Raw genomic sequence first — 26,780 nt, 5'->3', positions numbered from 1 at the left:
CATGAAACTGCTGATAGGTGACAAGAACTATTCGTCGTGGTCGATGCGTCCGTGGCTGCTGCTCACGCACTTCGGCATTCCGTTCGACGAGGAGCTGATCCTGCTGTACGAAGCGGACACCAATGCGAAGATCAATGCTCAGGCACCGCGCGGACCGGGCAAGGTGCCGTGCCTGATCGACGACGCGGGGCAGGCCGTGTGGGATTCGCTCGCGATCGCCGAAACGCTCGCCGAGCGCTTCCCGCAGCACGCGCTGTGGCCGCGCGACACGGCGGCGCGCGCGCATGCGCGCAGCGTCAGTGCCGAGATGCACTCGGGCTTCGGTGAATTGCGCTCGAAGATGTGGATGAATATCCGCGCGTCGTTCCCGGGCAAGAACGCAACGCCGGGCGCGCTCGCCGACATCGCGCGGATCGAGACGATCTGGCGCGACTGCCTCGAAATCTACGGCGGTCCGTTCCTGTTCGGCGAATTCGGCATTGCCGACGCGATGTACGTGCCGGTCGCGATGCGCTTCAACACGTGGAAGCCGGCGTTGTCGGAGACCGCGGCCGCCTATGTCGAGCGGCTTACCGCGCTGCCCGCGGTCAATGCATGGATCGACGCCTCGCGCCGCGAAACGCACGCGATTGCCTATCAAGACGAATGCCCATGAATATCTACGCAGTAGGCGGCGCGGTTCGCGACGAGTTGCTCGGCGTGCCGGTGCAGGACCGCGACTACGTAGTGGTGGGAGCGACCCCCGAGCAGATGGTCGCGCAGGGCTATCGGCCGGTGGGCAAGGACTTTCCGGTATTCCTGCATCCGCAGACGCACGAGGAGTACGCGCTCGCGCGTACCGAGCGCAAGACGGCGGCCGGCTATCACGGCTTCCAGTTTTTCTATGCGCCCGACGTGACGCTGGAGGAAGACCTCGCGCGCCGCGATCTGACGATCAACGCGATGGCTCGCGAGGTACGTCCGGACGGCGAGCTGACTGGGCCGGTCATCGATCCGTTCAATGGCAGGGCCGACTTGCAGGCGCGGCTTTTTCGCCATGTCGGCGATGCGTTCCTCGAAGACCCGGTGCGGATTCTGCGCATCGCGCGTTTCGCGGCGCGCTTCGTCGATTTCACGGTCGCGCCGGAAACGCTGGCGCTGATGCGCCAGATGGTCGCCGACGGCGAAGCCGACGCGCTGGTAGCCGAGCGCGTGTGGCAGGAGGTGTCGCGCGGACTGATGGAGAAGAAGCCGTCGCGGATGTTCGACGTGCTGCGCGACTGCGGCGCGCTCGCGCGGATTCTGCCCGAGATCGACGCGCTATTCGGCGTGCCGCAGCGCGCCGACTATCACCCCGAAGTCGATACCGGTGTCCACGTGATGATGGTGCTCGACCATGCCGCGCAGCAGGGCTACGCGCTGCCGGTGCGCTTCGCGGCGCTGACGCACGACCTCGGCAAGGCCACCACGCCGGAGGACCTGCTGCCGCGGCACATCGGCCATGAGGGCCGCAGCGTCGATCTGCTGAAGCCGCTGTGCGAGCGGTTGCGCGTGCCGAATGAGTGCCGCGATCTCGCGGTGCTGGTCGCGCGTGAGCACGGCAACATTCATCGCGTGATGGAGATGGGGGCGGCGGCTCTGGTGCGCCTGCTCGAGCGCAGCGACGCGATCAGGAAGCCGGCGCGCTTCGCCGAGGCACTACAGGCCTGCGAGTCCGATGCGCGCGGGCGACTCGGCTTCGAGACGAGCGAGTACCCGCAGGCGGAGCGGCTGAGGGTTGCGCTGGTGGCCGCGCGAGGCGTGGATGCGGGGGCGGTGGCGCAGCGGCTCGCCGATGCGCCGGCCGGCATCAAGGATGCCGTGCATGAGGAGCGGGTGCGAGCGGTAGAGGCTGCGCTGGTTTGAGCTCATGCGGGTGTGGAGTAGCGCGACGGCGTCTACAACACCCGCGCCAGCAGCGACAACAGCATCGACAGCACCAGCGTCGACATGAACGGAAACGGATACTCGCGGCCGAACAGCCGCAAGGTCACGTCGCCGGGCATCCGGCCGATGCCGAGCTTGCGCAGCCACGGCCAGCACGACGACAGCACCGCGACGGCAACGAAGGTAGTCAAAAGCCAGCGAATCATCGCGATTCCTCGAACCAGAGCGGATCCACAATCACAGCGTATGCGAGCGGTCGCCGCTCGAAAAGGCGCGCAGCGTATCGTCGAGTCCGCGCGAAAACGCGATCACCTTGAAGAGCTCGCCCATCTCCGCCTCGGACAGCAGCTTCTGCACCGCGTTGGCCGCGGGTAGAAAGCGCGCGGTGTCGTCGGGATCGATCTCGCCGAGCGCCTCGGTGACGCCCGCGTTCAGCAGGAAGCGTGCTTGCGACGTGAAGCCGAGCAGGTCCGCGCCGGTCTCGACGCCGGCCTCGGCGATGCCGGTGAATTCGACGTGCGCGGTGATGTCCTGCAGACCGGGATACAGGAACGGGTCGCCGTGCGCGCGATGCCGGTAGTGGCACATCAGCGTGCCCTGCGCGCGCTGGTCGTGGTAGTACTCGTGGCGCGGAAAGCCGTAGTCGATCAGCAAGATCGCGCCGCGCGCGAGCATCGTGCAGATGGTGCGCGTGAAGGCGCGCGCGGCTTCGTGCGTTTCGGTCAGGTAGTCGTCGGCGGCCGGCTCGCGGATCGCATCGATTTCGGAGAGCAGCGCGAGATCCGCGGCGGCCGCGACGCGACGGTCGTCGAACCCGAATGCGCCGTCGCGCCACACCACGCCGCGCTCGTGCCAGACCCCGCCGCTTTGCGCGAAGAGCCGCACCGGCATCGCATCGAGCACCTCGTTGCCGATCACCACGCCTTCGAAACGCTCCGGCAATGCGTCGAGCCAACGCACTTTGGCGAGCAGCGCGGGCGCCGCCGCCGCGATCGTTTCGCGCTGCCGCTCGCGCAACTCACCCGACAGATCGACGATCGAATAGCTGTCGAATTCGGCGCCGAGCGTGTCGAGCGCATTGAGCAGCCCCGCGGCGAGCTTGCCGGTGCCGGCGCCGAACTCCATCACCGCGCGCGTGCCGCTCGCCTCCAGCGCTTCGGCGACCGGGCGCGCAAGCGTCGCGGCGAACAGCGGCGACAATTCCGGCGCGGTGACGAAGTCGCTGCCGTCGTCGGCGCGCAGGCCGAATTTACGCGCACCGCCGCTGTAATAGCCGAGCCCCGGTGCATACAACGCGCGCTCCATGTAGCGGTCGAACGGCAGCCAGCCGCCGGCCGCGTCGAGCTGCGCGCGGATCTCGGCGACGAGCGCATCGGACTGCGCGAGCGCGCTCGGGCCGGGAGCAGGTAAACTATCGGGTTGGTGAGCTTTCGGATTCATCCCCGCATTGTAAATGACCGTTTCTCCGGACATCGCGGCCCACGCGGCCGAAGCGCCGACTGAACCGCCCCGCGTCGTGCTGGTTACCGGCGCGGCGCGCCGCATCGGCCGCGCGCTCGCGCTCGGCTTCGCCGCACGCGGCTGGGACGTGGCCGTGCACTACGGCGCCTCGCGTGAGGAGGCCGACGAAGTCGTCGCGCAAATCGTCGCGCTGGGCCGCCGCGCGGTCGCGCTGCACGCCGAGCTCGGCGACGAGGCGCAGGTCGCGCGGCTGCTGCCGGACTGCACCGCCGCGCTCGGGCGCCCATCGTGCATCGTCAACAACGCGTCGCGCTTCGAGGAAGACACGGCGCGCGACGTCGGCTACGAGCTGCTGCTGAAGCTGACCGCGATGAACGTCGGCGCGCCGCTGGTGCTCGCGCGCATGCTTTACGACGCGACGCCCAATGCGGCGCTGCGCGACGAAAGTCAGCGCGGCGTCGTCATCAACGTGCTGGACCAGAAGCTGTACAACATGAACCCGGACTATCTGTCGTACACGCTGTCGAAGGCGGCGCTGCAGACCGCGACGGTCGCGCTCGCTCAGGCGCTCGCGCCGAAAGTCCGGGTGGTCGGGCTCGCGCCCGGCCTGACCATGCAATCGGGCGACCAGACCCAGGACGGGTTCGAGGTCGCTCACCGTATGACGCCTCTTGGCCGTGCGTCGCGGCCCGAGGATATCGTCGCCGCCGCGCTGTATCTCGCGGATGCAGCCGGCGTCACCGGAACGACGCTGGTGGTCGACGGCGGGCAGCACCTCGTGCCGCTGCCGCGCGACGTGATGTTTTTGACGGGCGCCTGATACGCGCGCGCGGCCGGCCTTCGAGGCGGCCGTCGCATGTAGCGAAGCGCCCCTTTGCGTGCCCCGCACGCTTTTTTGATTGGAACGAACATGTTTGCCGCTCTTTCGCACCCCCGGCTCGCCGATTGCCGCCGGCTTTTTCTGCGCAATTACGAAGTGCACATCAATATCGGCGTGCACGACTTCGAAAAGCGCGGCGAGCAGCGCGTCGTGATCAACGTCGAACTGTTCGTGCCGCTCGCGATGTCCACGCCGGTACAGGACAAGCTCAACGAAGTCGTCGACTACGACTTCATGCGCTCGACGATCGCCAAACGCGTGTCGCAAGGCCATATCCATCTGCAGGAAACGCTGTGCGACGACCTCGTGCGTGCGATGCTCGAACATCCGCAAGTGCGCGGCGCGCGCGTGTCGACCGAGAAGCCGGATGTGTATCCGGACTGCGATGCGGTCGGCGTCGAAGTCTTCCGCATCAAGGAGGACTGAGCGATGAACGCACCGGACATGCTGAACGCAGCCAACCAGGCCGCCGAGGCCAGCGCGGCGCCGAGCGCCGCTCGCGCCCCGAAATCGCCGCTCACGCGCCGCGAGCAGAAGGAAGCGTACGAGAACAACAAGCTGTTCAAGCGTCTCGCGCGCCAGGTCGGCCAGGCGATCGGCGACTACAAGATGATCGAGGACGGCGACAAGGTAATGGTGTGCCTGTCGGGCGGCAAAGATAGCTACGCGATGCTCGACATTCTGATGCGGCTGCGCGAGCGTGCGCCGATCAATTTCGATATCGTCGCGGTCAACCTCGACCAGAAGCAGCCGGGCTTCCCCGAGCACGTGCTGCCCGAGTATCTGACCCAGCTCGACATCCCGTTTCACATCGAGAACCAGGACACCTACAGCATCGTCAAGCGGCTCGTGCCGGAGGGCAAGACCACCTGCTCGCTGTGCTCGCGGCTACGGCGCGGCATCCTGTACCGGGTCGCCGGCGAGCTCGGCGCGACCAAGATCGCGCTCGGCCATCATCGCGACGACATCCTGCAGACGCTGCTCCTGAACCTGTTCTACGGCGGCAAGCTGAAGGGCATGCCGCCCAAGCTGCAATCGGACGACGGCAAGAACATCGTGATCCGGCCGCTCGCCTACGTGAAGGAAACCGATCTGGAGAAGTACGCGGAGCTGCGCGAATTCCCGATCATTCCGTGCAATCTGTGCGGTAGCCAGCCGAACCTGAAGCGCGCGGAAATGAAGGCGCTGGTCCGCGACTGGGAGAAGCGCTTCCCGGGGCGCATCGAGAACATGTTCAACGCGCTGTCGAACGTGGTGCCGTCGCATCTGATGGATCACCGGCTGTTTCCGTTCGCGGGGCTGCGCGCGACCGGCGAGGCCGACCCGCAAGGCGATATCGCGTTCGACGAAGAACCGTGCTCGAGCGGCGACGAAGGCGCGCCGCTCACCGGCGCGAAGACCATTTCGCTGGTCCAGTTCGACGACCTGTAACGCGCGAAAAGTGCCTGTTCCGGCGGCACTCCGGCGCTGTTGCGCCGGCTTGCAAGCCCCGCAGGGGCCGCGTCAGCGGCCTTTTTTGCAGGTGCAGCATGATAGAATCGTGCGCTCCAAACTCGTCTAGTTGCCGACGCCATGAACATCGTCATTTTGGCGGCAGGTACCGGCAAGCGCATGCGGTCCGCGCTTCCCAAGGTGCTCCATCCTCTGGCCGGCCGGCCGCTCCTCGCTCATGTCATCGACACCGCCCGCGCGCTGCAGCCCGCGCGCCTGATCGTCGTGATCGGCCACGGCGCCGAAGCCGTGCGTGAAGCCGTCGCGGCGCCCGATATCCAGTTCGCGGTGCAGGAGCAGCAGCTCGGCACCGGCCACGCGGTGCAGCAGGCGCTGCCGCTGCTCGATCCTTCCTTGCCCACGCTGGTGCTGTATGGCGACGTGCCGCTGACGCGCACGCAGACGCTGCGCGCATTGACCGGGCGCGCCGGCCAGAACGGCTACGGCGTGCTCACCGTCACGCTCGACGACCCGACCGGCTATGGCCGCATCGTGCGCGATCAGCACGGCAACGTGCAGCGCATCGTCGAGCAGAAGGACGCGAATCCCGAACAACTGAAGATCGCCGAAATCAACACCGGCATCATCGTCGCGCCAACCGCGCGTCTCGCTGGCTGGCTCGCGGCGCTCAGGAACGACAACGCGCAAGGCGAGTTCTATCTGACCGACGCGGTCGAGATGGCGATCGAAGCCGGCCTCGAAGTCGTCACCACGCAGCCCGAGCACGAGTGGGAAACGCTCGGCGTCAACAGCAAGCAGCAACTGGCCGAACTCGAGCGGATTCATCAGCGCAATGTCGCCGACGCGCTGCTCGTCGCGGGTGTGACGCTCGCCGATCCGGCCCGCGTCGACGTACGCGGCACGCTCGACTGCGGCCGCGACGTGTCGATCGACGTCAACTGCGTGTTCGAAGGCCGCGTAACGCTGGCCGACAACGTCACCATCGGTCCGAACTGCGTGATCCGCAACGCGAGTATCGGCGCCGGTACGCGCGTCGAGGCGTTCACGCACATCGAGGGCGCGGAAGTCGGCGCGAACGCCGTCATCGGTCCATATGCGCGCTTGCGCCCAGGTGCGGCACTGCACGACGAGTCTCACGTCGGGAACTTCGTCGAGGTCAAAAACGCAGTGCTCGGTCATGGCTCGAAAGCCAACCACCTCAGCTACATCGGCGATGCGGATGTCGGCGCGCGTGTGAATATCGGCGCGGGCACGATCACCTGCAACTACGACGGCGCCAACAAATTCCGCACCGTGATCGAGGACGACGTGTTCGTCGGCTCGGACACGCAACTGGTGGCACCGGTGCGTGTGCAGCGCGGCGCGACGATCGCGGCCGGCACCACGGTGTGGAAAGACGTCGCCGCCGGCGCGCTGGTGTTGAACGATAAAACCCAAACCAGCAGGACCGGCTACGTGCGCCCGGTCAAAAAGAAAAGCTGATCGATACGGCGCGCCCACGAGGCGCGCTCACTGAATCCGGCACTGAAAAGGAATTCACCATGTGCGGCATTGTCGGCGCGGTTGCGCAACGTAATATCGTTCCCGTCCTGATCGAAGGACTGCGACGCCTCGAATATCGCGGCTACGATTCGTGCGGCGTCGCCGTGCTCGGCGCTCGCGGACCGAGCCGCGCGCGCAGCGTCGCGCGCGTCGCCGACCTCGACGGGCAGGTGCGCGACGGTCGCCTCGAAGGCGTGACGGGCATCGCACATACGCGCTGGGCCACACATGGCGCACCGGTCACCGACAACGCGCACCCGATCTTCTCGCGCGATGCGCTGGCGTTGGTACACAACGGCATCATCGAGAACTATGAGACCTTGCGCGAAATGCTGCGTGGCAAGGGTTACGAGTTCGTCTCGCAGACCGACACCGAGGTTATTGCGCACCTGATCCATAGCCTGTATCGCGGCGATCTGTTCGCCGCGGTGCGCGAGGCGATCGCGCAACTGCACGGTGCGTACGCGATCGCGGTGCTGCACAAGGACCAGCCGCACACGGTGGTCGGCGCCCGCCAGGGCTCGCCGCTCGTGGTCGGACTCGGCGACGGCGAGAACTTCCTCGCATCGGACGCGCTTGCGCTCGCGGGCAGCACCGAGCGCTTCATCTTCCTCGAGGAAGGCGACGTCTGCGAACTGTCGCTCGATGGCGTGCGGATCGCCGATCGCCACGGCGAGGTCGCGCCGCGCGAGGTGCGCCAGGTCGCGGCCTATGGCGGCGCCGTCGAACTCGGCCCGTATCGCCACTTCATGCAGAAGGAAATTTTCGAGCAGCCGCAAGCGATCACCGACACGATTCCGCAAGCCGATTCATTCGATGCGTGGATCTTCGGTGAAGGCGCGGCTCAGGTGTTCGCGGACATCGACAGCCTGCTGATTCTCGCGTGCGGCACCAGCTACTACTCGGGGCTCACCGCCAAGTACTGGCTCGAATCGCTCGCGAAGATCCCGACTCAGGTCGAGATTGCGAGCGAGTATCGCTATCGCGAGTCGGTGCCGAATCCGAAGTCGCTGGTGGTGGTGATTTCGCAGTCGGGTGAAACCGCCGACACGCTCGCGGCGCTCAAACACGCGCAGGCGCTCGGCCACAAGCACACGCTCGCGATCTGCAACGTCGGCACGAGCGCGATGGTGCGGCAGACCGAGTTGTCGTTCCTCACGCACGCGGGCCGCGAGATCGGTGTCGCGTCGACCAAGGCGTTCACGACGCAGCTGGTCGCGTTGTTCACGCTGGCGGCAACGCTCGCGAAGCTGCGCGGACGTCTGAACGACGAGCAGGAAGCGAGCTATCTGAAGCAGCTGCGCCACCTGCCGGCTGCGCTCAACAGCGTGCTCGCGCTGGAGCCGCAAATCATCGCGTGGTCGGAGGAATTTTCTCGCAAGGAACATGCGTTGTTCCTCGGGCGCGGCCTGCACTATCCGATCGCCCTCGAAGGCGCGCTGAAGCTCAAGGAGATTTCGTATATCCATGCCGAGGCATATCCGGCCGGCGAATTGAAGCACGGGCCGTTGGCGCTCGTGACCGAAGCGATGCCGGTGGTGACGGTCGCGCCGAACGACGCGCTGCTCGAAAAGCTGAAGTCGAACATCCAGGAAGTGCGCGCGCGTGGCGGCGAGCTTTATGTGTTCGCCGATGCGGATACGAAGATCGTCAACGACGAAGGGCTGCATGTGATCCGCATGCCGGAGCACTATGGGCTGCTCTCGCCGATCCTGCACGTCGTGCCGCTGCAATTGCTCGCGTATCACACTGCTTGTGCGCGGGGTACGGATGTGGATAAGCCGCGCAACCTGGCGAAATCGGTGACGGTGGAGTGACGAAGCAGAAGACGTAACGGCGCACACCGGGCCGCAGGCTCGCGCCAAATCAGCCGCACCGTCACGCGGTGCGGCTGACGAAACACCCACCGCTTCAACCGGCATCTGTCGTTCCACGATGCCTCGACTTGACGACGCCACATCGACTACCCTCTGTCGACATCCCCCGTGGCTCCGTCACCATGAAGACCTCATCCCCCAACACGCTGACCGGGAAGCTCAAGTCGCGCGTCGTGCTGATCGCGCTGTTCGTCGGTTCGATGTGGGCCGTGTTCTTTCTGTCGGTTGCGTTGCCGTTCCTGCGTCTGAATGAACACGGCGTCGTGCCGCGTTCGCTCGGCGGCTTGCAGGGCATCCTGTTCGCGCCGTGGCTGCATGCGAGCGTTGGACACATCGCCGCCAACACGAGTGGGCTCGTCGTACTCGGCTGGCTGTGTACGTGGCCGGACATCGGCGGCTTCTGGCGCGCGACCATCGGCGCGATGCTCGGCGCCGGTGTTTGCGCGTGGCTATTCGGCGCGCCGTATTCGGTGCATATCGGTGCGAGTGGGCTGGTGTTCGGCTACGCGGGTTACCTGGTCGCACGCGGCTACTACACGCGCAATCTCGCGTCGATCCTCGTGGCCCTGGTGGTGATCAGCAGCTACGGTCTGAGCCTGCTGTTCGGTGTGCTGCCGATCTATCCTGATGTGTCGTGGCAGAGCCATGTCGGCGGCGTGCTCGGGGGTGTGCTCGCCGCGCGTTCAGGGGCCGGGGCGGCACGCCGGGTGCGGGTGCGCTGACGCGGATGTCCCGCGCACGGGGACGCAAGCAGTTCGAGAACGTCTCGGCTTACAACTCCGGCCGCGCCAGATCGCTCGCGACGATATGTTCGCCATACACCTGCGCGGCCGCGAGCGCTTCGACGCGGCTCGGATGCGGGCCCAGCTCAGGTGCGCCGTCGAACGGAAACAGCACGCGGGCGTCGGTCGTGCGCACCACCTTCAACACGCCGAAGAAGCGCCGGTAGCCGGCCATCTTCGCGCTCGCCGAAATCTCGAAGTCGTCTTCCGTGGTGCCCGGGACGCTGGGAATAAACGCGGTCTTGCTCATAGCTGAAAACATCGGTTGTTCATCGAAGCGGTGCGCAACGATACGCACGGCCGACCTGCATTGTCTCAAATCCGCTCGAAGCGTGAAGCGAGCGGGCAACCCGTCGCGATACGAGCAAATTCGCGATGCCGACACGTTCGCTGTTTCGCCGGCGGACTTATCGGTGAACTAACGTCAAATTTCACGCCGATGTCATCAGCGCTCCCTAAAGTCTGCCCGCAAATAAAACAGCACTCCCTACAGGGCAACAAAAAGGTAACAACAAAGGGCAACCAACATGTCACACCGCATCGGGTTACGCGCATTCATCATGGCCGCTTGCGCGGCTTTACTCGCATTGATCGTGGCCGCCTGTGGCTCGTCTTCTTCCGGCGGGGTGCAACTGACCGGCCAGCAGCAGATCCGCCACGTCTTCGTCATCACGCTCGAAAACGAAAACTACGCGACCACGTTCGGCGCCAACACCAAAGCCCCGTATCTCGCAAAAACGCTTGCGTCGCAAGGCGCGTTCGTGCAGCAGTACTACGGCACGGGCCACGTGAGTCTCGACAATTACGTCTCGATGATCAGCGGCCAGTCGCCGACCAACGAGACCGACAACGACTGCATCACCTATCAGGACTTCAAGCTGACCGGCATGACGTCCGATGGCCAGGCGATCGGCTCGGGCTGCGTGTATCCGGCGAGCGTCAAGACGCTGCCGGACCAGCTGAAGGCAGCGGGCTACACGTGGAAGGGCTATGAAGGCGACATGGGCAACGACCCGTCGCGCGAAGCAGCCACCTGCGGCCACCCGACGCTGAACACGACGGACCTGACGCAGTCGGCCGAGGCACCGAGCGCGGCCGTTCCGCTCGGCGACCAGTACGCGACGCGCCACAACCCGTTCATGTACTTCCACTCGATCATCGACTCGCCGGACTGCGGGCAGCACGTGGTCAATCTGAATAACCTGCAGAGCGATCTGCAATCGGTCTCGACCACGGCGAACTTCAACCTGATCACGCCGAGCCTGTGCGACGACGGCCACGACGCGCCTTGCGTGAACGGTCAGCCGGGCGGCCTGACGAGCGCGAACACGTTCCTGCAGAAGTGGGTGCCGATCATCACCGCGTCGCCGGCGTTCCAGAAGGACGGCCTGCTGATCATCAACTTCGACGAAAGCAGCTACGCGACGGTCACGCAGTCCGCGTCGGGCGAGGACCTGGTGTTTTCCGGCACGACCTGCTGTAGCCAGCAGCCGGGCCCGAATCTGCCGTCGTTCCCGGAGACTTCGTCGCTCGCATATAACGGCATCACGATCAGCCTGACCAAGACGAGCTACGGCGGCGACCAGACCGGCGCGGTGATGATCTCGAAGTTCATCAAGCCCGGCACGGTGTCGACGGTGCCGTACAACCACTATTCGATGCTCAAGAGCATTGAAGACATCTTCCAGCTCGATCACCTCGGCTACGCGGGACAGGCCGGTCTGGTCGGGTTCGGTAGCGACATCTTCACGAACCTGTAAAAGACTCGATGCTGTCTTCTGTCATGCGATTCACGGCGCGCGCGAGCGCGCGTCGGATGGCGCTCGCCGCCCTGATGGGCGGCGCGTTGCTGGGGAGCGCCGGCGCGGCGGGCGCCGTTGCGTCGACGCCGACCCCGACCCCGACGCCCGCCGATGCGAAGCCCGTCTACAGCGACGCCGCCGCGCTCGGCAAGCTGATGTTCTTCGATCCCGCGCTGTCGGGCTCGGGCAAGATGTCGTGCGCGAGCTGTCACAGTCCCGAGCACGCGTACGGGCCGCCCAACGGTCTCGCCGCGCAACTGGGCGGCGCGGACATGCGTCAGCAGGGCACGCGCGCGGTGCCGAGCTTGCGCTACGTGCTGAACCGCACGCCAATCTGGACGCATGCGCAGGCGGCGAGCCTGTCCGAGCGGCTCAGCGAAACGGATAACGCGCCGGTCGGCGGCTTCGGCTGGGACGGGCGCTTCAACTATCTGTACGATCAGGCGAGCTTCCCGCTATTCAACCCGAACGAGATGGCCAACAAGGATCCGGCCGCCTTGCTCGCGAAGCTGCAACGCGCGCCGTACGCGACGCGCTTCAAGGAAGTGTTCGGCCAGAACATTTTTGCCGATCCGTCGAAAGCGTTCACGCAGGCGATGTACGCGATCGAGCGCTTCGAGCTCGAAGACCCGAGTTTTCATCCGTACACGAGCAAGTTCGATTACTACCTGGACGGAAAAGTGCAACTAACTGCACAAGAGTTGCACGGCAAAAAGCTATTCGACGACCCCGCCGGCGGCAATTGCGCGTCCTGTCATATCGACCAGTCGGGCGTGAACGGCGCCCATCCGCTCTTCACCGACTTCAACTTTCAGGCGCTAGGCGTGCCCCGCAACCCGGAGCTGAAGGTCAACGCCGATCCGAAGTATTTCGACATGGGCCTGTGTGGACCCTTGCGCACGGATCAGAGCGACAAGGGGAACTGCGGGCTGTTCAAGTCGGTATCGTTACGCAATACCGCGACGCGTCAGGTGTTTTTCCATAACGGCCGCTTCCATACGCTGAAGGATGCGCTGCGCTTCTATGTGCAACGCGATACGAACCCGGACAAGTGGTATCCGAAGGATGCGCACGGCAAAGTCGACAAATTCAACGATCTGCCGGTCGCCTTGCGTGTGAACGTCGACACGACCGACGAGCCGCTGACCCGCAAAACGGGCGAGCGTCCGGTCTGGTCCGAGCACGATATCGACGACGTCGCCGCATTCCTCGCGACGCTGACCGACGGCTACGACCTGAAGGCCAAAGCGGTCAAATAAGCGCATCGAAGAATGCGAAGAGTTCTGGTCGCCCTTGATTTAAAAGACAAAAATTGTCGAAGAAGGGCGCCGCCCGGCACAGCGGCGCTATAATGCGCGGATCTTTGCTTCCTCCGTCGTCCGCCATGAGCCGGTTACTTTGCCTGATCGTGCTTTCGTTGGGCCTCGCGCAAACCGCGACGGCCGACGAAAACACTGACCGAATATCGGCGTACCTGACGCAGAAGTTCGGGGTCGGCAAAGAGAAAGCTCAAAAGATTTCCGACGCGGTGCAATCCGCCGCCAACAAATACTCCCTCCCTCCGGCGCTGCTGCTCGCCATCATCTCGATCGAATCCCGCTTCAAGGAAAAAGCCCACGGCGCCAATGGCGCGACTGGGCTGATGCAGGTCGTGCCGCAGGCGCACCGCGGGCTGCTGCGCAACGTGAAGGACCTGACCGAGCCGGGCGCGAATATCGAAGCCGGCTCGGCGATCCTGTACGGCTACATGCGCTCGGCAAACGGCGATCTGGACGCCGCGCTCAAGAGCTATGGCGGCTCGAAGGCCTATGCGCAGAAGGTGAATCTGCGTGTCGAGGATTTCGCGGCGGTTGCGACGCCTGCAGACGGCGCTTCAGGGGCCGCTGGACCGGCTCCGTCGTGCGAGGCCGATCGTTGCGCCGGCGCAAGCCCGTGGGCCGACGCGTTCAGCGTGCCGGGGCCGCTCACTCCACTTGGGGCAACGGCGGCGAGCGGGGCGGCCGCGGCAGTCAGTTCGACGCGCACGCCGTCGAACTAGGCGCGCTCGCGCTCGCGGGTTTTCTTGTCCCGTTCCCGACTGCTCACGCCGCGAAGCCCCTGCGGTGTGCATCAAACTGTGTGCTGTTGCCTGCCGCAACCAGGCCTGGGCTGCACCTTGCACGCCTTTTACGCACCTGACGCTGCCCGCTCTACAATGCATTCCCATTCGCGCTCACGAGGCGCTTCTTGCACCTGATCATGCAGATCTCCTTTTCCCGCACCACCGCCGCGGCCTTGTTCGGCCTGCTCGCGCTCACGGCATGCAGCAGCACGCCGCAACCCAAATTCACTCAGGAACTGTTCGAAACCGGCGCAAGCCCGTACGCGCGCAATTTCAATTCGAGTACGGGCGATAGCTGCGAAGCCGCGCGCCGCGCGCTGCTGAGCCAGGGCTATCTGACGACGATGTCGCATCCCGATACCGTCGACGGCACGAAGAATTTCCAGCCGACCGGCGATTCGCACGTGGTCGTCGAATTTCACGTCGTCTGCACGCCCGGCGAAGAGGCTGCCGATACCAGCATCGTTTATGTGAACGCGGTGCAGAACGGCTTCGCGTTGAAGAAGAGCGATACGTCGGCGAGCGTCGGGCTCAGCGTGCTCGGTTCGCTGTCGCTGCCGATCCGCTCGAATAGCGACGCGATGGTGAAGATCTCGAGCGAGACGATTCCGTCGGGCAAGTTCTACGACCGCTTTTTCAGCCTCGTCGATCATTATCTGCAGACTGTCGTGCGCACGCAGCCGGTGACGAGCAGTGCGATCGAAACGCGCACGCTGCCGATGCCGGTAGCCACGCCGCTCCAACTGACGATTCCTGAACCGGTACCCGAGCCGATACCGCCAACGACTCCCGCTGCCGTTCAGACGGCGCCGAGCGTGCCGGTTCCGACGACGTCGCCAGCGCCCGTGCCGCTGACGACCGGCACGCCCATCGCGGTCATGCCGCCAGTCGCGGCTCAGGCGGTCAAGTCAGTGCCCGCGCCCACACTGGTGCAGTTAACCGCGCCCGCACCCGTTCCGTTAACCCCATCCTTACCCGTCACCCAACCCGCCGACCCGATCGGCCAGGCGGCAGCGATCGAACCCGCGAGCGGTACGACGCTGGTGCCGTGATCAGGGCGCAGCCGCTTTCGTATCGAGGCTGATCAAGATCCGATCAGCCTCTGATTCAGGCGCGCAGCGATATTCACCTTATGGTGTTTACTTGATACGTATACATACGTAGTAGTAGTTAACAAGGGCTCACCGATTCTGTGGATAACTCGCAAATATCGCGCCGCTTCAACAGCATGCGAAATCCATAACCCTGCGGAACACGTCGGTAGAAAAACTACATAAGTTGGATAACTTCCAACACCTGTTAACCGACCCCCACCTTTATCAAGATTTCGCGCACAGGCTGTTCATTGCTCTATCCCGACGTTATTCAGAGGCGGCTGTGGATAACTGCCGCGTCCGAACGACGCTTCCCGTTGCTCCCCCGCCGACACCGGCCGCTGCACCCGCGCTTCGCACGATGCGAAGCGCTCGCCAACGCACAGATTTCCGCCCGCCGAACGCGCAAATTGATAACGCGGTACGAAGATTGCGTACGTTCTTATTGCAAGCGCAACTGTTGCTATTTAGTCAAAACCATTTGGCCAGAGCCGAATCCGGCATAAAGTTAAAGTGCTTTGTGAGGTTTCTGGTGCAGTGCGGGGGGATGTATGAAACGCAGATCAGCACGACAGTTAGTCCGTCTTCTCTCGGACCTTCGACATGCGGCCCATTGCAGTACGTTACGCGCTGCCGCGACCAATCGGGTGATGGCGCTGGCGGCCGCCGAGGCCGCCGAGGACGGCGACTCCACTCGCGACGACGACAGCCCCGAATCCACGCGCGACGCGCAGCGGGACAAGCTGTTCCGGAGCAGATCATGAGAGCCGCGAGCGAGCAGTCGTTGCGGTTTCTGGTCGAGAAGTGGCTGGCGCCGTCGCCGGCCGAGCCAGTTCACGTGACGGAGTTCAGCCGCACGCGCACGGGCGGGCGGCGTTATGTGAGGGTGCAGACGTCGTCGGAAGAGGGCGGGCGCGGTTTGTTCTTCTTTCGTCACGACGACGGCTGCTGGTGCGTGTTTCCGCCGACCGCCGATACGCAGAACCTGCTCGCCCATCCGCGCGCGGCATAGCTCACTGCGCAACCACTTATTTACGACGTCTGCGGCGCACGCTGCCGGGCACGCTTCCACCCCGGCAGTACCTGACACACGATCAATCCCGCCAGCATCAGCGCACAGCCGAACAACGCGCGAGCTGTCAGCGTTTCGCCGAGCACGAGCCAGCCCGCGAATGCCGCGAACACGCCTTCCATGCTGAAAATCACCGCCGCATGCGAGGGCGCCGCGTAGCGCTGCGCGACCACCTGAATCGTATACGCGACGCCTACCGACAACGCTCCGCCGTACGCGATCGTCGGCGCGGCCCGCGCAATCACCTCGGCGCTGAGGGGCTCGACGACCACACCAATCGCCAGACACACGAGCCCGCAAGTCACGAACTGCACGAGCGCGAGCATCAGCGTGTCGTGGCGCGCCGCGAAGCGGCCGACCAGCATCATCTGCGCGGAAATCACCAGCGCTCCGGCGAGCTGATACCAGTCGCCATAGAGCATCGCGAAGTGCTCGTCGACGCTCAGGAAGTACATGCCAACGGCCGCGAGCAGCGCGCCAAGCCACGTCCCGAGGCCGGTCCGGTGGCGAAACAGCACGCCGAGCAGCGGCACGATCACCACATAAAGCGAGCTGATGAAGCCCGCGTTCGCGATCTTCGTGTACTGCAGGCCGATCTGCTGCAGCGAGATCGACACGGCCAGCACGACACCGAGCAGCCCGCCCGCGCCCAGCAGTTCGCGGGCCCCGCCGGGCGCGCGCTTCGTCAGCTCGGCGAGCGCCGGGCGGCGCACGCAAACGATCATCGTCAGAACGACGAGCGCGCCGAGCAGAAAGCGCAAACCAGTGAACAGGAACGGGCCGATCGTGTCGAGGCTGAGCCGCTGTGCGACGAACGCGGAGCCCCAGATCATCGCGGCGATCAGCATCAGCACGTTCGCGCGCAGGTGTTGGCGGGTATCGGGATTCAAAATGTTCTTCTGATTTGTCGTGTGGATCGCGCCGGGCAGCCGCGCAGGCGCACCGCGCGGTACCAGGCCGGTAAGGAATCGCTCACATGATACGCGGGCCTCGCGCACCGGGGCAGGCAAAGCCCGCGAGTCGCGCGATAATCGCGCAACGGCCGCGCGGTCACCGGCGTGTGAATCACCGTGGTCGTGCGACTTGCCGAGCGGGCCGCGAAGCCTCGCTCCCTACCACGAGCAAACGACATGGACGACAAGGACTGGATCGCGGGTGCCGCGAAGGCGCTTGCGATCATCGAAGCATTCGACGAAGAGCACGCGCGCATGACGCCCACGATGGTCGCCGCGCGCGCCGGCCTGTCGCGCACGGCCGCGCGCCGCTATCTGCTGACGCTGCGCGAGCTCGGCTATGTCGACACCGACAGCAAGCTGTTCTGGCTCGCGCCGCGGGTGCTGCGGCTCGGCCAGTCGTACCTCGATTCGGCGCGCCTGCCGCGCACTGTGCAGCCGTTCCTGCAGCGGATCACCGCAACGGTGCAGGAAACCGCGCTGGTCGCGATCCTCGACGAACACGACGTCGTCTATGTCGCGCGCAACGGCGTGAATCGGGCGATGGCGGTCGGTTTCGTGACAGGCTCGCGCGCGCCGGCGCCGTTATCGTCGGCGGGGCTCGTGCTGCTCGCGTTCCAGCCGCCCGACAGCATCGACCCGTGGCTCGCGTCGTATCCGATCAAGGTTTTCACGCCATACACTTATTCGACGGTCGAACGGCTCAGAGAAGTGCTCGGCGAAATCCGCCGCAACGGCTACGTGGTCACCGACCAGCAACTCGAGATCGGCGTGCGCGGCGTCGCGGTACCGTTGCGCGACCGGCACGGTACGGTGGTCGCGGCGATCAGCGTCAGCATGCCGATCGGCGAGGAGTCGGCGAACGCCGCGCTGCACCGCGTTTTGCCGGCGCTGCAGGAGACCGCGAGCCTGCTGCGGAACCTCGTTTGAGCGCGGCGAAGGGGCCGGTGAAGCGGCCGGTGAAGCGCGCGGCAGGGATTTTCGCGCACTCGGAAAAATGTCCCTGGTATGGCTTGCCGGTCGACTGAAAGCACGCTGAAAGCAGGCTGTCTCCCGGAAAATACATATCGAGTTTTACGCATGACAAAACGCCTACGCTTGGGTAATACTCTCCCGCGGGGAGCACAAGGCGCCTCGAAGTCCAGCCTGCTCTACCGTGCAGCTGTATTCATTCACATTGACTCAGTCGTCTGGTTTGGGGATCAACACATGAAAAAAGTTATCGTCTCGCTCGCAGCCGCTTCGATCGCTCTCGTTTCCGTTCAGGCTTTCGCACAGGCATCGGATGCCGCTCCTGCGGCAGCTGCAAGCGCACCGAAGAAGCACCACGTCAAGCAACTGAAAACCCACGGCAAGAAGGCTCCGGTTTCCGCTGCAGCTTCGGCCGCTGGCACGAACGACAAGGGCACGCAGAACTAAGCCAACGCCCGCCCGTCGGGCGGGCCGTACCGCTGCGCCGTGCCGCTTGTCGGCCGATGTAGCCGTGAAGGCAGATGCGTTGCCAGCAAAAAGGCCAGAGCTCACGCTCTGGCCTTTTTGCTTTTGCGGCGGATTTGGCGGGCCGGAGATCAGCCCGCGAGCCCGCGCCGGATCACTTCATCGAGCAGCCCGTTCAGGCCGTCCGGATGCGCGGCGGCGCGCGTCTTCAACTCTTCCACCAGCTCGTTGTTGAGCTTGCAAGCAAACGGGACGAGGCCCTGTGCCTGGTCGAGCTTGCGCTGCTCGCGCCGGTCGATTTTCGGCTCGCTCGCCGTGCCCATGCCGCCGCGGCTTGCGGCCGCGTGCTTCATCGCATTGCCCAGTTTCAGCGCCTTGTTTTTTTCAAGGTCGGTTTTTTTCATCGCCATCGGAAAGGCCTCTGCTAGATAGATCAACCCGCATTGTACGCAAGCGCGCGGCGTCAGCCGATGCGCTCCGGTGTGCCGGCGGACATGCTGTCCATCAACGCGCGCATCCTCTGCCAATGCGTGCCTTCCCAGAATACGCGTCCGCATACGTCGCAGGTGACGAAGCGGGTATGCCGCTGCAGCACGCCGTGCGGCACGCGCGGGCCCGCTTCCTCGCGCGCGATACGTCGGAGCGGCGCGTTGCATACCAGGCATAGCCGAAACGGTTGCGCGCTGCGCGCGAGATCGAGTCGTTCGAACACTTCGCGCAACTGCTCGCGCGGCCGCAGCGCGCGCACATAGCAGCCATGCGTGATGTTGCGGCGTTTGAGCAACTCGCGGTCGCGCGTCAGCACGATGCGCTGCTGCGCGGCGGCGAGTGCCTCGATGTCGGCGTCGGGGAAGTGGTTGTCGTACAGCGTATCGAAGCCCGCGAGCCGCAGCAGCGGCGCGAGACCGCCGAGATGGGCATCGGCGATGAAGCGCATCACCCGCAGGGGCCGCTCGCGCACGCGTAGCAACGGCTGGATATCGAGCGCCTCGAATTTCGGATAGACCGCGACGCGGTCGCCGTTGGCGAGCGGATGATCGAAACCGACCGAGTCGCCGTTCACCAGGATCAATTCGACCTCGGTATGCGGCACCCCGAGCACCTCGATCATGTGCTTGGCGGTCGCGTCGCGCGCGCAGACGCAGGTGAACTCGCGCCGGCGCAGCGGCCGGGCGATGAAGTCGTTCAGCTCCTCGTAGAAGCGGAATGTCGCGGTGACCATGCCTGCAGTATCGCACCGCTCGGGTGGCGGGTTGTCCTGCGCTTGTCGCATGAGTGTGCTTTACTTCGGGTTCTTTAGAAGACGGAGCGATAGATGGACATCGGTTTTATCGGTCTCGGCGAGATGGGCGCCGCGATGGTTGCAAACATTCTGAAAGCCGGGCATCAGGTGCGCGTGTGGAACCGTTCGCCGGAAAAGGCGCAGCCGCTGGCCGGGCTGGGCGCGCAGATCGTCGCGACGCCGGCAGAAGCGTTTGCGGGCGACGCCGTGTTCTCGATGCTCGCCGACGATGCCGCGCTGCGCGAAGTCATCACCGCGTCGCTGCTCGAACATGCGCCGCGCGGGCTGATCCACGCGAACATGGCGACGATTTCCGTGACCCTCGCCGAGGAACTGGCGACTGCGCACGCGTCGCGCGGCGTGCACTATGTGGCCGCGCCGGTGCTCGGGCGCCCTGACGTCGCGGCCGCGGGCAAGCTGACGATCGTCGCCGGCGGCCCGGCCGAATCGATCGACCGGATCCAGCCGATTTTCGACGCGCTCGGCCAGAAGACCTGGCGCATCGGCTCGCTGCCGCAGCAGGCGAACGTGATGAAGCTGGCCGCGAACTTCATGCTCGGCGCGGCGATCGAGACGCTCGGCGAAGCGTCCGCGCTCGTAACGGGCCACGGCGTCGCGATGCAGGACTTCCTCGACGTGATCACGAGCGGCCTGTTCCCGGGACCGGTGTACTCGGGTTACGGCAAGCTGATCGCCGAGCAGCGCTTCGAGCCGGCGCTGTTCAAGGCGCGCCTGGGGCTGAAGGACGTGCGCCTCGCGCTCGCCGCCGCCGATGCGGTGACGACACCGATGCCGGTCGCGAGCGTGGTTCGCGACAGCCTGATCGAAGCGATCGCGCACGGCGACGGCGAGAAGGATTTCGCGGTGCTGGGCCAGGTGGCGGCGCGGCGCGCGGGCCGTTGACGGTGGCCGTCGATCGCCGCACGCGAGCGATCGACGCAACGTGGCCGCGTGCAGCCACGGCGGGCGGCAAGGCATAATAGCCGCCCGATTTCCCTATCCCCGATTCCGATGACTCTGCATACCTGGTGGCTGTTCGCCGCCACCGTTTTCGTCGTTTCCGCGATTCCCGGTCCCAACATGCTGCTCGTGATGACGCACGGCGCCCAGCACGGCCTGCGCCGCGCGAGCGCGACGATGGCCGGCTGTCTGTCGGCGCTGGTGCTGATGCTGGCGGTATCGGCGGCGGGACTCGGCGTGTTTCTGGCGGCATGGCCGACCATGTTCAACGCTTTGCGCATGATCGGCGCGGCCTACCTCGTGTATCTGGGCATCAAGGCATGGCGCGCGCCGGCTGACGAAACCGCCGCGCAAAACGTCGACGAACTGACGCTCAGGCCCGCGCGCTCGCGCTTCGCGCTCTTTCGCAACGGCTTTCTGGTCGCAAGCAGCAACCCAAAGGCGATCCTGTTCGCGGCCGCGCTGCTGCCCCAATTCATCGATGCCGCCCAGCCGAAGTTGCCGCAGTTCGGCGTGCTGCTGGCGACGTTCGCGTCGATCGAGGTCAGCTGGTATCTGGTGTACGCGGGTTTCGGCACGCGCATTGGTGCAAAGCTGAAGAGCCGCAGCGTCGCGCGAATGTTCAACCGGCTGACGGGCGGTGTGTTCGTCGGTTTCGGAGCGATGATGGCGCTGGTTCGGCACTAAGCACCGCGCCTCCAGGCAGACAAGGGGAAACTGAAGCGTATTGATGTGACCGTTGTATGTTTGCAACTTGAGGGTCAACCCTAATTTTAATGTTGCAACGCACCAAGCGGTTTGCTATAGTACGTCTTGTCTCCTCCATGTCTCCTCTGATATGGATTCAGCCCGCCAACCTAGGCGGGCTTTTTTTTTGCCTGAAATTCGCCAGCTGCGTGGCAAGCGCCACCGCGATCCGAAAGCAAGCCGAACTCAGAACTTATACGACACGGCCAGGTAAGAAATGATCGGGTTCGCGCTCAGATCCGCCTTCGACACGCCAAGCTCCGTCCCATCCGCCGCCTTGATGATGACCGACGACGTCGTCTTCAGCGGGATATACGTGACCGATGCGACGAGCCCCCAGTGCTCGGTGATGTTGTACGCGAGGCCCGCATTGAACACCGGCGCCCACGACGACGACGCCTTCGCCGACACCTGTGTCAGCCCCGGCTTGCCCGCTCCGGCGGCGAGCACGGCGCCGAGGTTTTCCTGCGTCGACTGCACGAAGTTCTGGCTTAGCTGGACATCGGAGAACCAGTTGTACGACACGCCGACGCCGACGAACGGCCGCAGCTTCGCGCTCGGCGCGTTGAAGTAGTACTGGAACAGCAGTGCCGGGCTCCACTGGCGCACGCTCTTCACGATCGGATTGGCCTGCGGATCGCCGAGATCCTGCTGGCCGAGCGCGCCGGCCGGTCCCGGCGGCTTGATCGTGCCGTGGCCGTAGATCTTGAACGTCGGCGGCAGGCCCGCGACTGTCGTCACCGCGATGTGGTCGGTCAGGTAATGGCTGAACACCAGGCCGACCGTGTTGGCCGAGTTGGTCGACAGACCCGTGCCGGGCGACGTGAACGAACTGGGCAGCCGCAGCGGCGTATTGATCGGCGTCGGCGCGACGTAGGTCGTGAGCGGCGTGCTCGAATCCTGCGGCATCACGTGGAACCAGCCGAGCGCGGCGACGTTGTCGCCCGCATGCTGGGCGTATGCACTGGCCGACAGCAGCGTCGCCAGTATCGCAATCCAGATTTTTTTCATCGTGTTCCTCTTCGGGCACCGCAGCGCGCGGGCGCGCGCGGCGGGCGGCGACGAGCCGTCGGCCCGGCCGCTGAGTGGGAGGTTCGGAGGGCGTCGGCCGCCGCGTCGCCGGGTGCGCTGCCGGCGAGGCAGGCACCACGGCGCGCGGCGCCGGTCACTGGACGAAGGCGCCGATCGTGAAGTACGGCGAAGCGGCGTTGGTCATGTCGAGGTAGCCCAACACGCCGCCCGTGAAGATCATCTTTCCGGTCGGCTTCGTGCCGGTCGATGCGCCCACCTGCGTGGTCGTCGCGACACCTGGCACGGTCTGCGTGAAGTCCAGATTCAGCGCGGTCGCGAGCGAAGCCTGCGACGCGTTGAACGGATCGAGCAGCGTGGCCTCGGTGCCCTCGAGCGCGGTGGTGCGGTAATCGAACTGGCTATCCACGCCGATGTACTCGCCGTTCTGCGCGTTCACCGCGGTGGGGGTTTGCGGCGCGAGGATCGAGATGCCGGACTCGTCGTCGGCGTAGGGCCCGGTCGAGCCGTTGACCGGCGTGGTCGCCGACGGGTTCGCCGCGCCGGTGCGCACGAGGATCGGCACCAGTTGGCCCTTCAGCTTGCCGACGATCATGTAGCCGCGCGCTTTGGGCGTCGTCGCGAGCGTCGGTTTCGCCTGGCCCTGGAAGTTGTCGATTTCGAACGCGCCGCTGTTGCTATCGCCCGTGACCGGGAAGTTGCTGCCGGGCTGCTGGCAGATGCCGGCATTGACGCCGGTGTTGTCGCACTCGGTCCACGTGCCGTCCTTGTTGATGGTGATCTTCGAATCGACCGCGACCGGCGCGAAGTTCTGCGACGGCACCTGGTGATAGCCGAGCTGGTTGTACGTGCCCGCGACGTTCGCAAGATTCGTCTCGATCGACGAAAAGCCGATGAACGGGTAGTACGGGAACGTCGTATCGGGCACGGCGCCGACGCCGAGCACACCGCCGAACGAGATTTCCGCGCCGGGAATCGTGCCGCCCGCTACACCAACACCTACGAAAATCCGCGCTGGCCGGCTCGTATCGAGGCTCGCGCCGTTCAGACGGAATGCGCACTGGTTCAGCTTGCTGGTCGGCAGCAGGGTTTCCTGAGTCAGCGTGCCGCTCGCGGTCTGGCCCGCGCGCGTCGGAGTGACGGTGCCGGTGGTGGCGGGAATCGGCGACTGGATGTAGGTGACCTGCCACGTCATCTTCGTCGTATCGAGCTGCAGCTTGACGAGTTCGCCGTCGCCGCCGCCGCCCGTGAAGACCGTGCCGTAGTCGAGCGACGCAGGGCACAGCCGCGTTTCGGTCATCGGTCCGTCGCCGTTACTGCTGCCGCCGCCACCGCCGCCGCACGCCCCTAGCAACGGTGCGCACAGTGCCAGCACCGAAATGATTTTCGAATTCATACCGCCTCCCGGATGTTCTCGTTGTGTGTGGCCGGCTCCCATTCCGGCCACCTTCCGCTCATGTGTCCCGCACTGAGCAGCGCGGGTCGACTGCGCGTTGCGCGCAGCGGGTGCCTGTTGCTTTTATTTGCTGATCTGCGCGCCGATGCCGAAGTACGGCTCACTCGGCGTATCCGCATTCGCCGACGTCGAGGTGATGCCGCCGTTTTCCGCGCCCTGAATCACGGTCGCGTACAGCCCGCCCGACGCGATCGCGAGGCCGGCGTGGCCCGTGCCGTCCTGCACGTTGACGAGACCGAGGCTCGACGCGCCGTAGCTCAGACCGAGCGAGCTTTCCGCGGCCGACGTCGATGGATTGATGAACGTCGCGGCCGCGCCCTGAACCAGCGTCGCCGTGTACTTGAAGTTCGAATCCGCGCCGACGTAGCCACCGTCGAAACCACCTGAGGCAAGCGGCGTGGCCGCGGCGAGCATTGCGATGCCGGATTCGTCGTCGACTTGCGGGGAGAGCAGGTTGCTCGTGTCGACGTAGCCGGTGCGGACCACGAGCGGGACCGTCGCGCCGTTGAGCTGGCCGAGGATCATGTGCGCGGTGCCGTACTTGCCGGTGCGCAGCGGATTGCTGGTGGCGCCGGTGCTCGGCACGATCTGCGGCGGGTTGGCGCTGTCGAAATAGCCGTTGCCGTTCGGCGTCAACGCGTTGCCGGTGCTCAGACAGCCGGTCGAGCTCGATGACGTGCAGTTGCCGCTCGCGTCGAAGGTTTCGACGGAGTTGGTGGCGACGGTTTCGTAGTTCGCGGTCGGCGACAGGTGGTAGAGCAGCGCGTTATAGGTGCCGGGCAGCTTCGTGATGTCGGTGGTGGTGCTCGCGAAGCCGAGGAACGGATAGAAGTCGAAGTGCCGCCTGTTGACCGCGCCGATGGCGGGAACGCCGGGCAGCAGCGTGATGCCCGCGTACTGGATCGTCGCGCCCGGAATTCCGCCGCCCGCAACGCCCTGGCCGATCAGGATCATCGGCGGGTTCGGGTTGTTGACGAAGTCGGGCGTCGTGTAGGTCGTGCCGTCCGACGCGGTGCCGGTGCCCGCGCCGAGGATGAACGCGCAGCGCGTCTGCTCGGCGGTCGGCAGCATGCCGGTGGGCGGGTGAATCACCGCGCCCGCGATCCGCGTGCCCTTGCGGGTGACGGAGACGCTCGCGCTGGTGAGCGGAATCGGCGACTCGAGCCACTTCAGCGTGTAGGTCATCGCGGTCGCGTCGATATTCAGTTGCACGATTTCGCCGCTGCCCGCGCCACCGAGGTAGATGCTTTTGACGATGTCCGCGGTGTCGGGGCACAGCGACGCGGTGGTCGCGCTCGGCGTCGGCGCGCCCTGCGTGCCGCAACTCGCTCCCGAGCATTGCGTCGGCGTGACGGGGCCCGGATTGTCGGCTTTGCCGCCGCCGCAAGCGATAAGAAAAGGTGCCGTGGCAATGGCGATTGCCAGGCCGCGAGTCATGGCGTGCGACATGCTGCTGTCTCCCTTGGTTTAATTGTGCGGGAGTCATTTTGCTGTGCGCTTATTGGCTGTCAATTGAATGAGCCGTCTAAAAAGAGCAATTCAAACAGTGCAAATTTAAGCGTGTGCGAACTGCACGGACATACGCGGTTCTTTTAAACAGAAAAGAATTTTTTACGCTGAACATGGCATCGTTGCTTTGCCGCACAGCCTTTATCGGCAGGCGTCCTGGCAAAAAGGCTCTATCATCCTGGCACGCTCGTTCGCAAAAAAATCCGGAATTTCCCTATGCGGAAGACAATGCAGGACGATGTAATTGTGAGGAATGAATTACCGATTCGAATGAATAATTTGATTTTTATATTTTGAGTAATCCGGGTGACTACCGAATAGAAACATTTCGTTTCAATTTTAATGGTTACGCGTTAAAACAAAAAAGCCGGTCTGCAAAGACCGGCTTTATCTGGGAACTGCGGAAACGCTCGACTTGATGTCGATGTCCCACGGGGCGAAGCGCCTAGCGCTTCAAACCGCTGTCTTCGGCCGCGCCGACCGCGAGATTCATGCACTGGATCGCTGCGCCCGACGCGCCCTTGCCAAGATTGTCCAGACGCGCGACGGTCACGAAACGCTCCTCGTTGCCGAACACGAACAGGTCGACGCGATTGGTGTCGTTGTTCGCCTGCACGTCGAAGAAGCCGTTGTCGAGATTCGCGTCGGCGTCGAACGGTGCGACGTGCACGAACGCTTCGCCCGCGTAGTACTCGGCGAATAGAGCCTGGACGTCGCGCGGTGTCGCCTTCTTCGCAAGCTGGCCCGGCGAGAAGTACGTGGTGACCGCGAGGCCCTTGTAGAAGTCGCCGACGATCGGCGTGAAGATCGGCGCCGACTTCAGGCCCGTATGCGCGGCCATTTCCGGCAGATGCTTGTGCGTGAGTCCGAGCGCGTACGGGCGTGGGCTCTTGAGCCTGTCGTTGCCGCCGGCTTCGTAGTCGGCGATCATCTTCTTGCCGCCGCCGCTGTAGCCGGTGATCGAATAGGCGTGCGCGGCGAATTCGGGCGCGACGACGCCGCCTTCGACGAGCGGGCGCATCGCGAGCACGAACGCCGAGGCGTGGCAGCCCGGCACCGCGATGCGCCTGGCGGTGCGCAGACGCTCGCGCTGCGAGCGGGCCAGCTCGGGCAGGCCGTAGGCCCAGTCGGGCGAGGTGCGGAACGCGGTGCTGGCGTCGATCAGCACCGTGCGGTCGTTCTCGACGAGCGACGCGGATTCGCGCGAGGCGACATCGGGCAGGCACAGGAACGTGACGTCCGACGCGTTGATGAGACGACGGCGCTCGTCGAGGTCCTTGCGCTTCGCTTCTTCGATACGCAGGATTTCGACGTCGGCGCGCTGCGACAGGTATTCAAAAATCTTCAGGCCGGTCGTGCCTTCCTGTCCGTCGACAAAAACTTTCGTGCTCATCTCGATCTCACTCGCTGGAAACGGGGCGCGACGCCGCGCCGGAACG

At 64.9% G+C, this 26,780-nt stretch carries 27 protein-coding genes; 17 read left to right on the top strand and 10 right to left on the bottom strand.

The genetic code is table 11. The annotated features are described in order from the left end of the window. The first annotated feature begins 1 nt into the window (after window position 1). On the top strand, window positions 2-655 hold the full coding sequence (locus tag L0U84_RS18760; protein WP_233851652.1) for a glutathione S-transferase family protein: 654 nt from the start codon (window positions 2-4) through the stop codon (window positions 653-655). Further along, window positions 652-1,884, top strand: coding sequence for a multifunctional CCA addition/repair protein (locus L0U84_RS18755; protein WP_233851651.1), 1,233 nt, complete (start codon window positions 652-654; stop codon window positions 1,882-1,884). Before L0U84_RS18760 ends, L0U84_RS18755 begins: the two co-directional genes overlap by 4 nt. Window positions 1,885-1,916: 32 nt before the next feature. Here L0U84_RS18755 and L0U84_RS18750 read toward each other — a convergent pair whose 3' ends face one another. Together L0U84_RS18750 and L0U84_RS18745 are read right to left on the bottom strand one after the other, a co-directional pair. Beyond that, window positions 1,917-2,111 carry a DUF2905 domain-containing protein gene (locus L0U84_RS18750; RefSeq protein ID WP_018418711.1) on the bottom strand — a complete coding sequence of 65 codons (195 nt, stop codon included), beginning with the start codon at window positions 2,109-2,111 and terminating at the stop codon, window positions 1,917-1,919. Window positions 2,112-2,142: 31 nt separating this feature from the next. Continuing rightward, the gene (locus L0U84_RS18745; RefSeq protein ID WP_233851650.1) at window positions 2,143-3,345 is read right to left on the bottom strand and encodes a class I SAM-dependent methyltransferase; all 1,203 of its coding nucleotides are present in this window, start codon (window positions 3,343-3,345) and stop codon (window positions 2,143-2,145) included. Between the two features lie 13 nt (window positions 3,346-3,358). On the opposite strand from L0U84_RS18745, the gene L0U84_RS18740 reads away from it, so the two are divergent. From L0U84_RS18740 to L0U84_RS18715, 6 genes are all read left to right on the top strand, one after another. Beyond that, window positions 3,359-4,186, top strand: coding sequence for an SDR family oxidoreductase (locus L0U84_RS18740; RefSeq protein WP_233851649.1), 828 nt, complete (start codon window positions 3,359-3,361; stop codon window positions 4,184-4,186). A 90-nt stretch (window positions 4,187-4,276) separates the two neighbouring features. After that, window positions 4,277-4,672, top strand: coding sequence for a dihydroneopterin aldolase (locus L0U84_RS18735; RefSeq protein WP_187632602.1), 396 nt, complete (start codon window positions 4,277-4,279; stop codon window positions 4,670-4,672). 3 nt (window positions 4,673-4,675) lie between these two features. After that, complete coding sequence (gene ttcA / locus L0U84_RS18730) at window positions 4,676-5,677, top strand: tRNA 2-thiocytidine(32) synthetase TtcA (RefSeq protein ID WP_233851648.1); 1,002 nt, start codon at window positions 4,676-4,678, stop codon at window positions 5,675-5,677. Window positions 5,678-5,818: 141 nt separating this feature from the next. Continuing rightward, the gene (glmU, locus tag L0U84_RS18725; RefSeq protein ID WP_233851647.1) at window positions 5,819-7,180 is read left to right on the top strand and encodes a bifunctional UDP-N-acetylglucosamine diphosphorylase/glucosamine-1-phosphate N-acetyltransferase GlmU; all 1,362 of its coding nucleotides are present in this window, start codon (window positions 5,819-5,821) and stop codon (window positions 7,178-7,180) included. 59 nt (window positions 7,181-7,239) lie between these two features. Further along, window positions 7,240-9,057 carry a glutamine--fructose-6-phosphate transaminase (isomerizing) gene (gene glmS, locus L0U84_RS18720; RefSeq protein WP_233851646.1) on the top strand — a complete coding sequence of 606 codons (1,818 nt, stop codon included), beginning with the start codon at window positions 7,240-7,242 and terminating at the stop codon, window positions 9,055-9,057. A gap of 182 nt (window positions 9,058-9,239) precedes the next feature. Further along, window positions 9,240-9,839 carry a rhomboid family intramembrane serine protease gene (locus L0U84_RS18715; RefSeq protein WP_233851645.1) on the top strand — a complete coding sequence of 200 codons (600 nt, stop codon included), beginning with the start codon at window positions 9,240-9,242 and terminating at the stop codon, window positions 9,837-9,839. A gap of 49 nt (window positions 9,840-9,888) precedes the next feature. Here the strand turns inward: L0U84_RS18715 and L0U84_RS18710 are convergent, their stop codons facing one another. Next, window positions 9,889-10,149, bottom strand: a complete 261-nt coding sequence (locus L0U84_RS18710; protein WP_233852065.1) for a DUF6723 family protein — start codon at window positions 10,147-10,149, stop codon at window positions 9,889-9,891. Between the two features lie 277 nt (window positions 10,150-10,426). On the opposite strand from L0U84_RS18710, the gene L0U84_RS18705 reads away from it, so the two are divergent. From L0U84_RS18705 to L0U84_RS18685, 5 genes are all read left to right on the top strand, one after another. Continuing rightward, window positions 10,427-11,659, top strand: a complete 1,233-nt coding sequence (locus L0U84_RS18705; RefSeq protein WP_233851643.1) for an alkaline phosphatase family protein — start codon at window positions 10,427-10,429, stop codon at window positions 11,657-11,659. Between the two features lie 8 nt (window positions 11,660-11,667). Beyond that, entirely contained in the window at window positions 11,668-12,960 is a 1,293-nt protein-coding gene (locus tag L0U84_RS18700) for a cytochrome-c peroxidase (protein ID WP_267939690.1), read from the top strand. 125 nt (window positions 12,961-13,085) lie between these two features. Next, the gene (locus L0U84_RS18695) at window positions 13,086-13,739 is read left to right on the top strand and encodes a lytic transglycosylase domain-containing protein (protein WP_233851641.1); all 654 of its coding nucleotides are present in this window, start codon (window positions 13,086-13,088) and stop codon (window positions 13,737-13,739) included. A 200-nt stretch (window positions 13,740-13,939) separates the two neighbouring features. Further along, window positions 13,940-14,854: a DUF2242 domain-containing protein gene (locus L0U84_RS18690; protein ID WP_233851639.1), complete on the top strand. Its 915-nt coding sequence runs from the start codon at window positions 13,940-13,942 to the stop codon at window positions 14,852-14,854. An 802-nt stretch (window positions 14,855-15,656) separates the two neighbouring features. After that, window positions 15,657-15,908: a hypothetical protein gene (locus L0U84_RS18685; protein ID WP_233851638.1), complete on the top strand. Its 252-nt coding sequence runs from the start codon at window positions 15,657-15,659 to the stop codon at window positions 15,906-15,908. A gap of 20 nt (window positions 15,909-15,928) precedes the next feature. Here L0U84_RS18685 and L0U84_RS18680 read toward each other — a convergent pair whose 3' ends face one another. Continuing rightward, window positions 15,929-16,858 carry a DMT family transporter gene (locus tag L0U84_RS18680; protein ID WP_233851637.1) on the bottom strand — a complete coding sequence of 310 codons (930 nt, stop codon included), beginning with the start codon at window positions 16,856-16,858 and terminating at the stop codon, window positions 15,929-15,931. A gap of 240 nt (window positions 16,859-17,098) precedes the next feature. Between L0U84_RS18680 and L0U84_RS18675 the strand changes: the two genes are divergently transcribed. Further along, window positions 17,099-17,851 carry an IclR family transcriptional regulator domain-containing protein gene (locus L0U84_RS18675; RefSeq protein ID WP_233851636.1) on the top strand — a complete coding sequence of 251 codons (753 nt, stop codon included), beginning with the start codon at window positions 17,099-17,101 and terminating at the stop codon, window positions 17,849-17,851. Between the two features lie 279 nt (window positions 17,852-18,130). Next, complete coding sequence (locus L0U84_RS18670) at window positions 18,131-18,340, top strand: hypothetical protein (protein WP_233852063.1); 210 nt, start codon at window positions 18,131-18,133, stop codon at window positions 18,338-18,340. 149 nt (window positions 18,341-18,489) lie between these two features. Here L0U84_RS18670 and L0U84_RS18665 read toward each other — a convergent pair whose 3' ends face one another. Together L0U84_RS18665 and L0U84_RS18660 are read right to left on the bottom strand one after the other, a co-directional pair. Beyond that, window positions 18,490-18,768: a hypothetical protein gene (locus L0U84_RS18665; RefSeq protein ID WP_233851635.1), complete on the bottom strand. Its 279-nt coding sequence runs from the start codon at window positions 18,766-18,768 to the stop codon at window positions 18,490-18,492. A 53-nt stretch (window positions 18,769-18,821) separates the two neighbouring features. After that, window positions 18,822-19,580 carry a Mut7-C ubiquitin/RNAse domain-containing protein gene (locus L0U84_RS18660; protein WP_233851634.1) on the bottom strand — a complete coding sequence of 253 codons (759 nt, stop codon included), beginning with the start codon at window positions 19,578-19,580 and terminating at the stop codon, window positions 18,822-18,824. A 93-nt stretch (window positions 19,581-19,673) separates the two neighbouring features. On the opposite strand from L0U84_RS18660, the gene L0U84_RS18655 reads away from it, so the two are divergent. After that, window positions 19,674-20,543 (top strand): NAD(P)-dependent oxidoreductase, encoded by an 870-nt coding sequence (locus L0U84_RS18655; RefSeq protein ID WP_233851633.1) that lies wholly within the window; start codon window positions 19,674-19,676, stop codon window positions 20,541-20,543. A 108-nt stretch (window positions 20,544-20,651) separates the two neighbouring features. Continuing rightward, window positions 20,652-21,287 (top strand): LysE family translocator, encoded by a 636-nt coding sequence (locus L0U84_RS18650; RefSeq protein WP_233851632.1) that lies wholly within the window; start codon window positions 20,652-20,654, stop codon window positions 21,285-21,287. 246 nt (window positions 21,288-21,533) lie between these two features. Here L0U84_RS18650 and L0U84_RS18645 read toward each other — a convergent pair whose 3' ends face one another. From L0U84_RS18645 to argC, 4 genes are all read right to left on the bottom strand, one after another. After that, on the bottom strand, window positions 21,534-22,358 hold the full coding sequence (locus tag L0U84_RS18645) for an OmpW/AlkL family protein (RefSeq protein ID WP_233851630.1): 825 nt from the start codon (window positions 22,356-22,358) through the stop codon (window positions 21,534-21,536). Between the two features lie 154 nt (window positions 22,359-22,512). Further along, complete coding sequence (locus tag L0U84_RS18640; protein WP_233851628.1) at window positions 22,513-23,772, bottom strand: DUF2957 domain-containing protein; 1,260 nt, start codon at window positions 23,770-23,772, stop codon at window positions 22,513-22,515. A 123-nt stretch (window positions 23,773-23,895) separates the two neighbouring features. Then, window positions 23,896-25,281 carry a DUF2957 domain-containing protein gene (locus L0U84_RS18635; RefSeq protein ID WP_233851626.1) on the bottom strand — a complete coding sequence of 462 codons (1,386 nt, stop codon included), beginning with the start codon at window positions 25,279-25,281 and terminating at the stop codon, window positions 23,896-23,898. A gap of 505 nt (window positions 25,282-25,786) precedes the next feature. Beyond that, window positions 25,787-26,734, bottom strand: coding sequence for an N-acetyl-gamma-glutamyl-phosphate reductase (gene argC / locus L0U84_RS18630; protein ID WP_233851624.1), 948 nt, complete (start codon window positions 26,732-26,734; stop codon window positions 25,787-25,789). Between the last annotated feature and the right edge of the window lie 46 nt (window positions 26,735-26,780).

Source organism: Paraburkholderia sp. HD33-4, assembly GCF_021390635.1.
Lineage (GTDB): Bacteria > Pseudomonadota > Gammaproteobacteria > Burkholderiales > Burkholderiaceae > Paraburkholderia.
The sequence above is the reverse complement of the archived record's forward strand: the minus strand, read 5'-3'. Positions and strand labels throughout refer to the sequence as shown.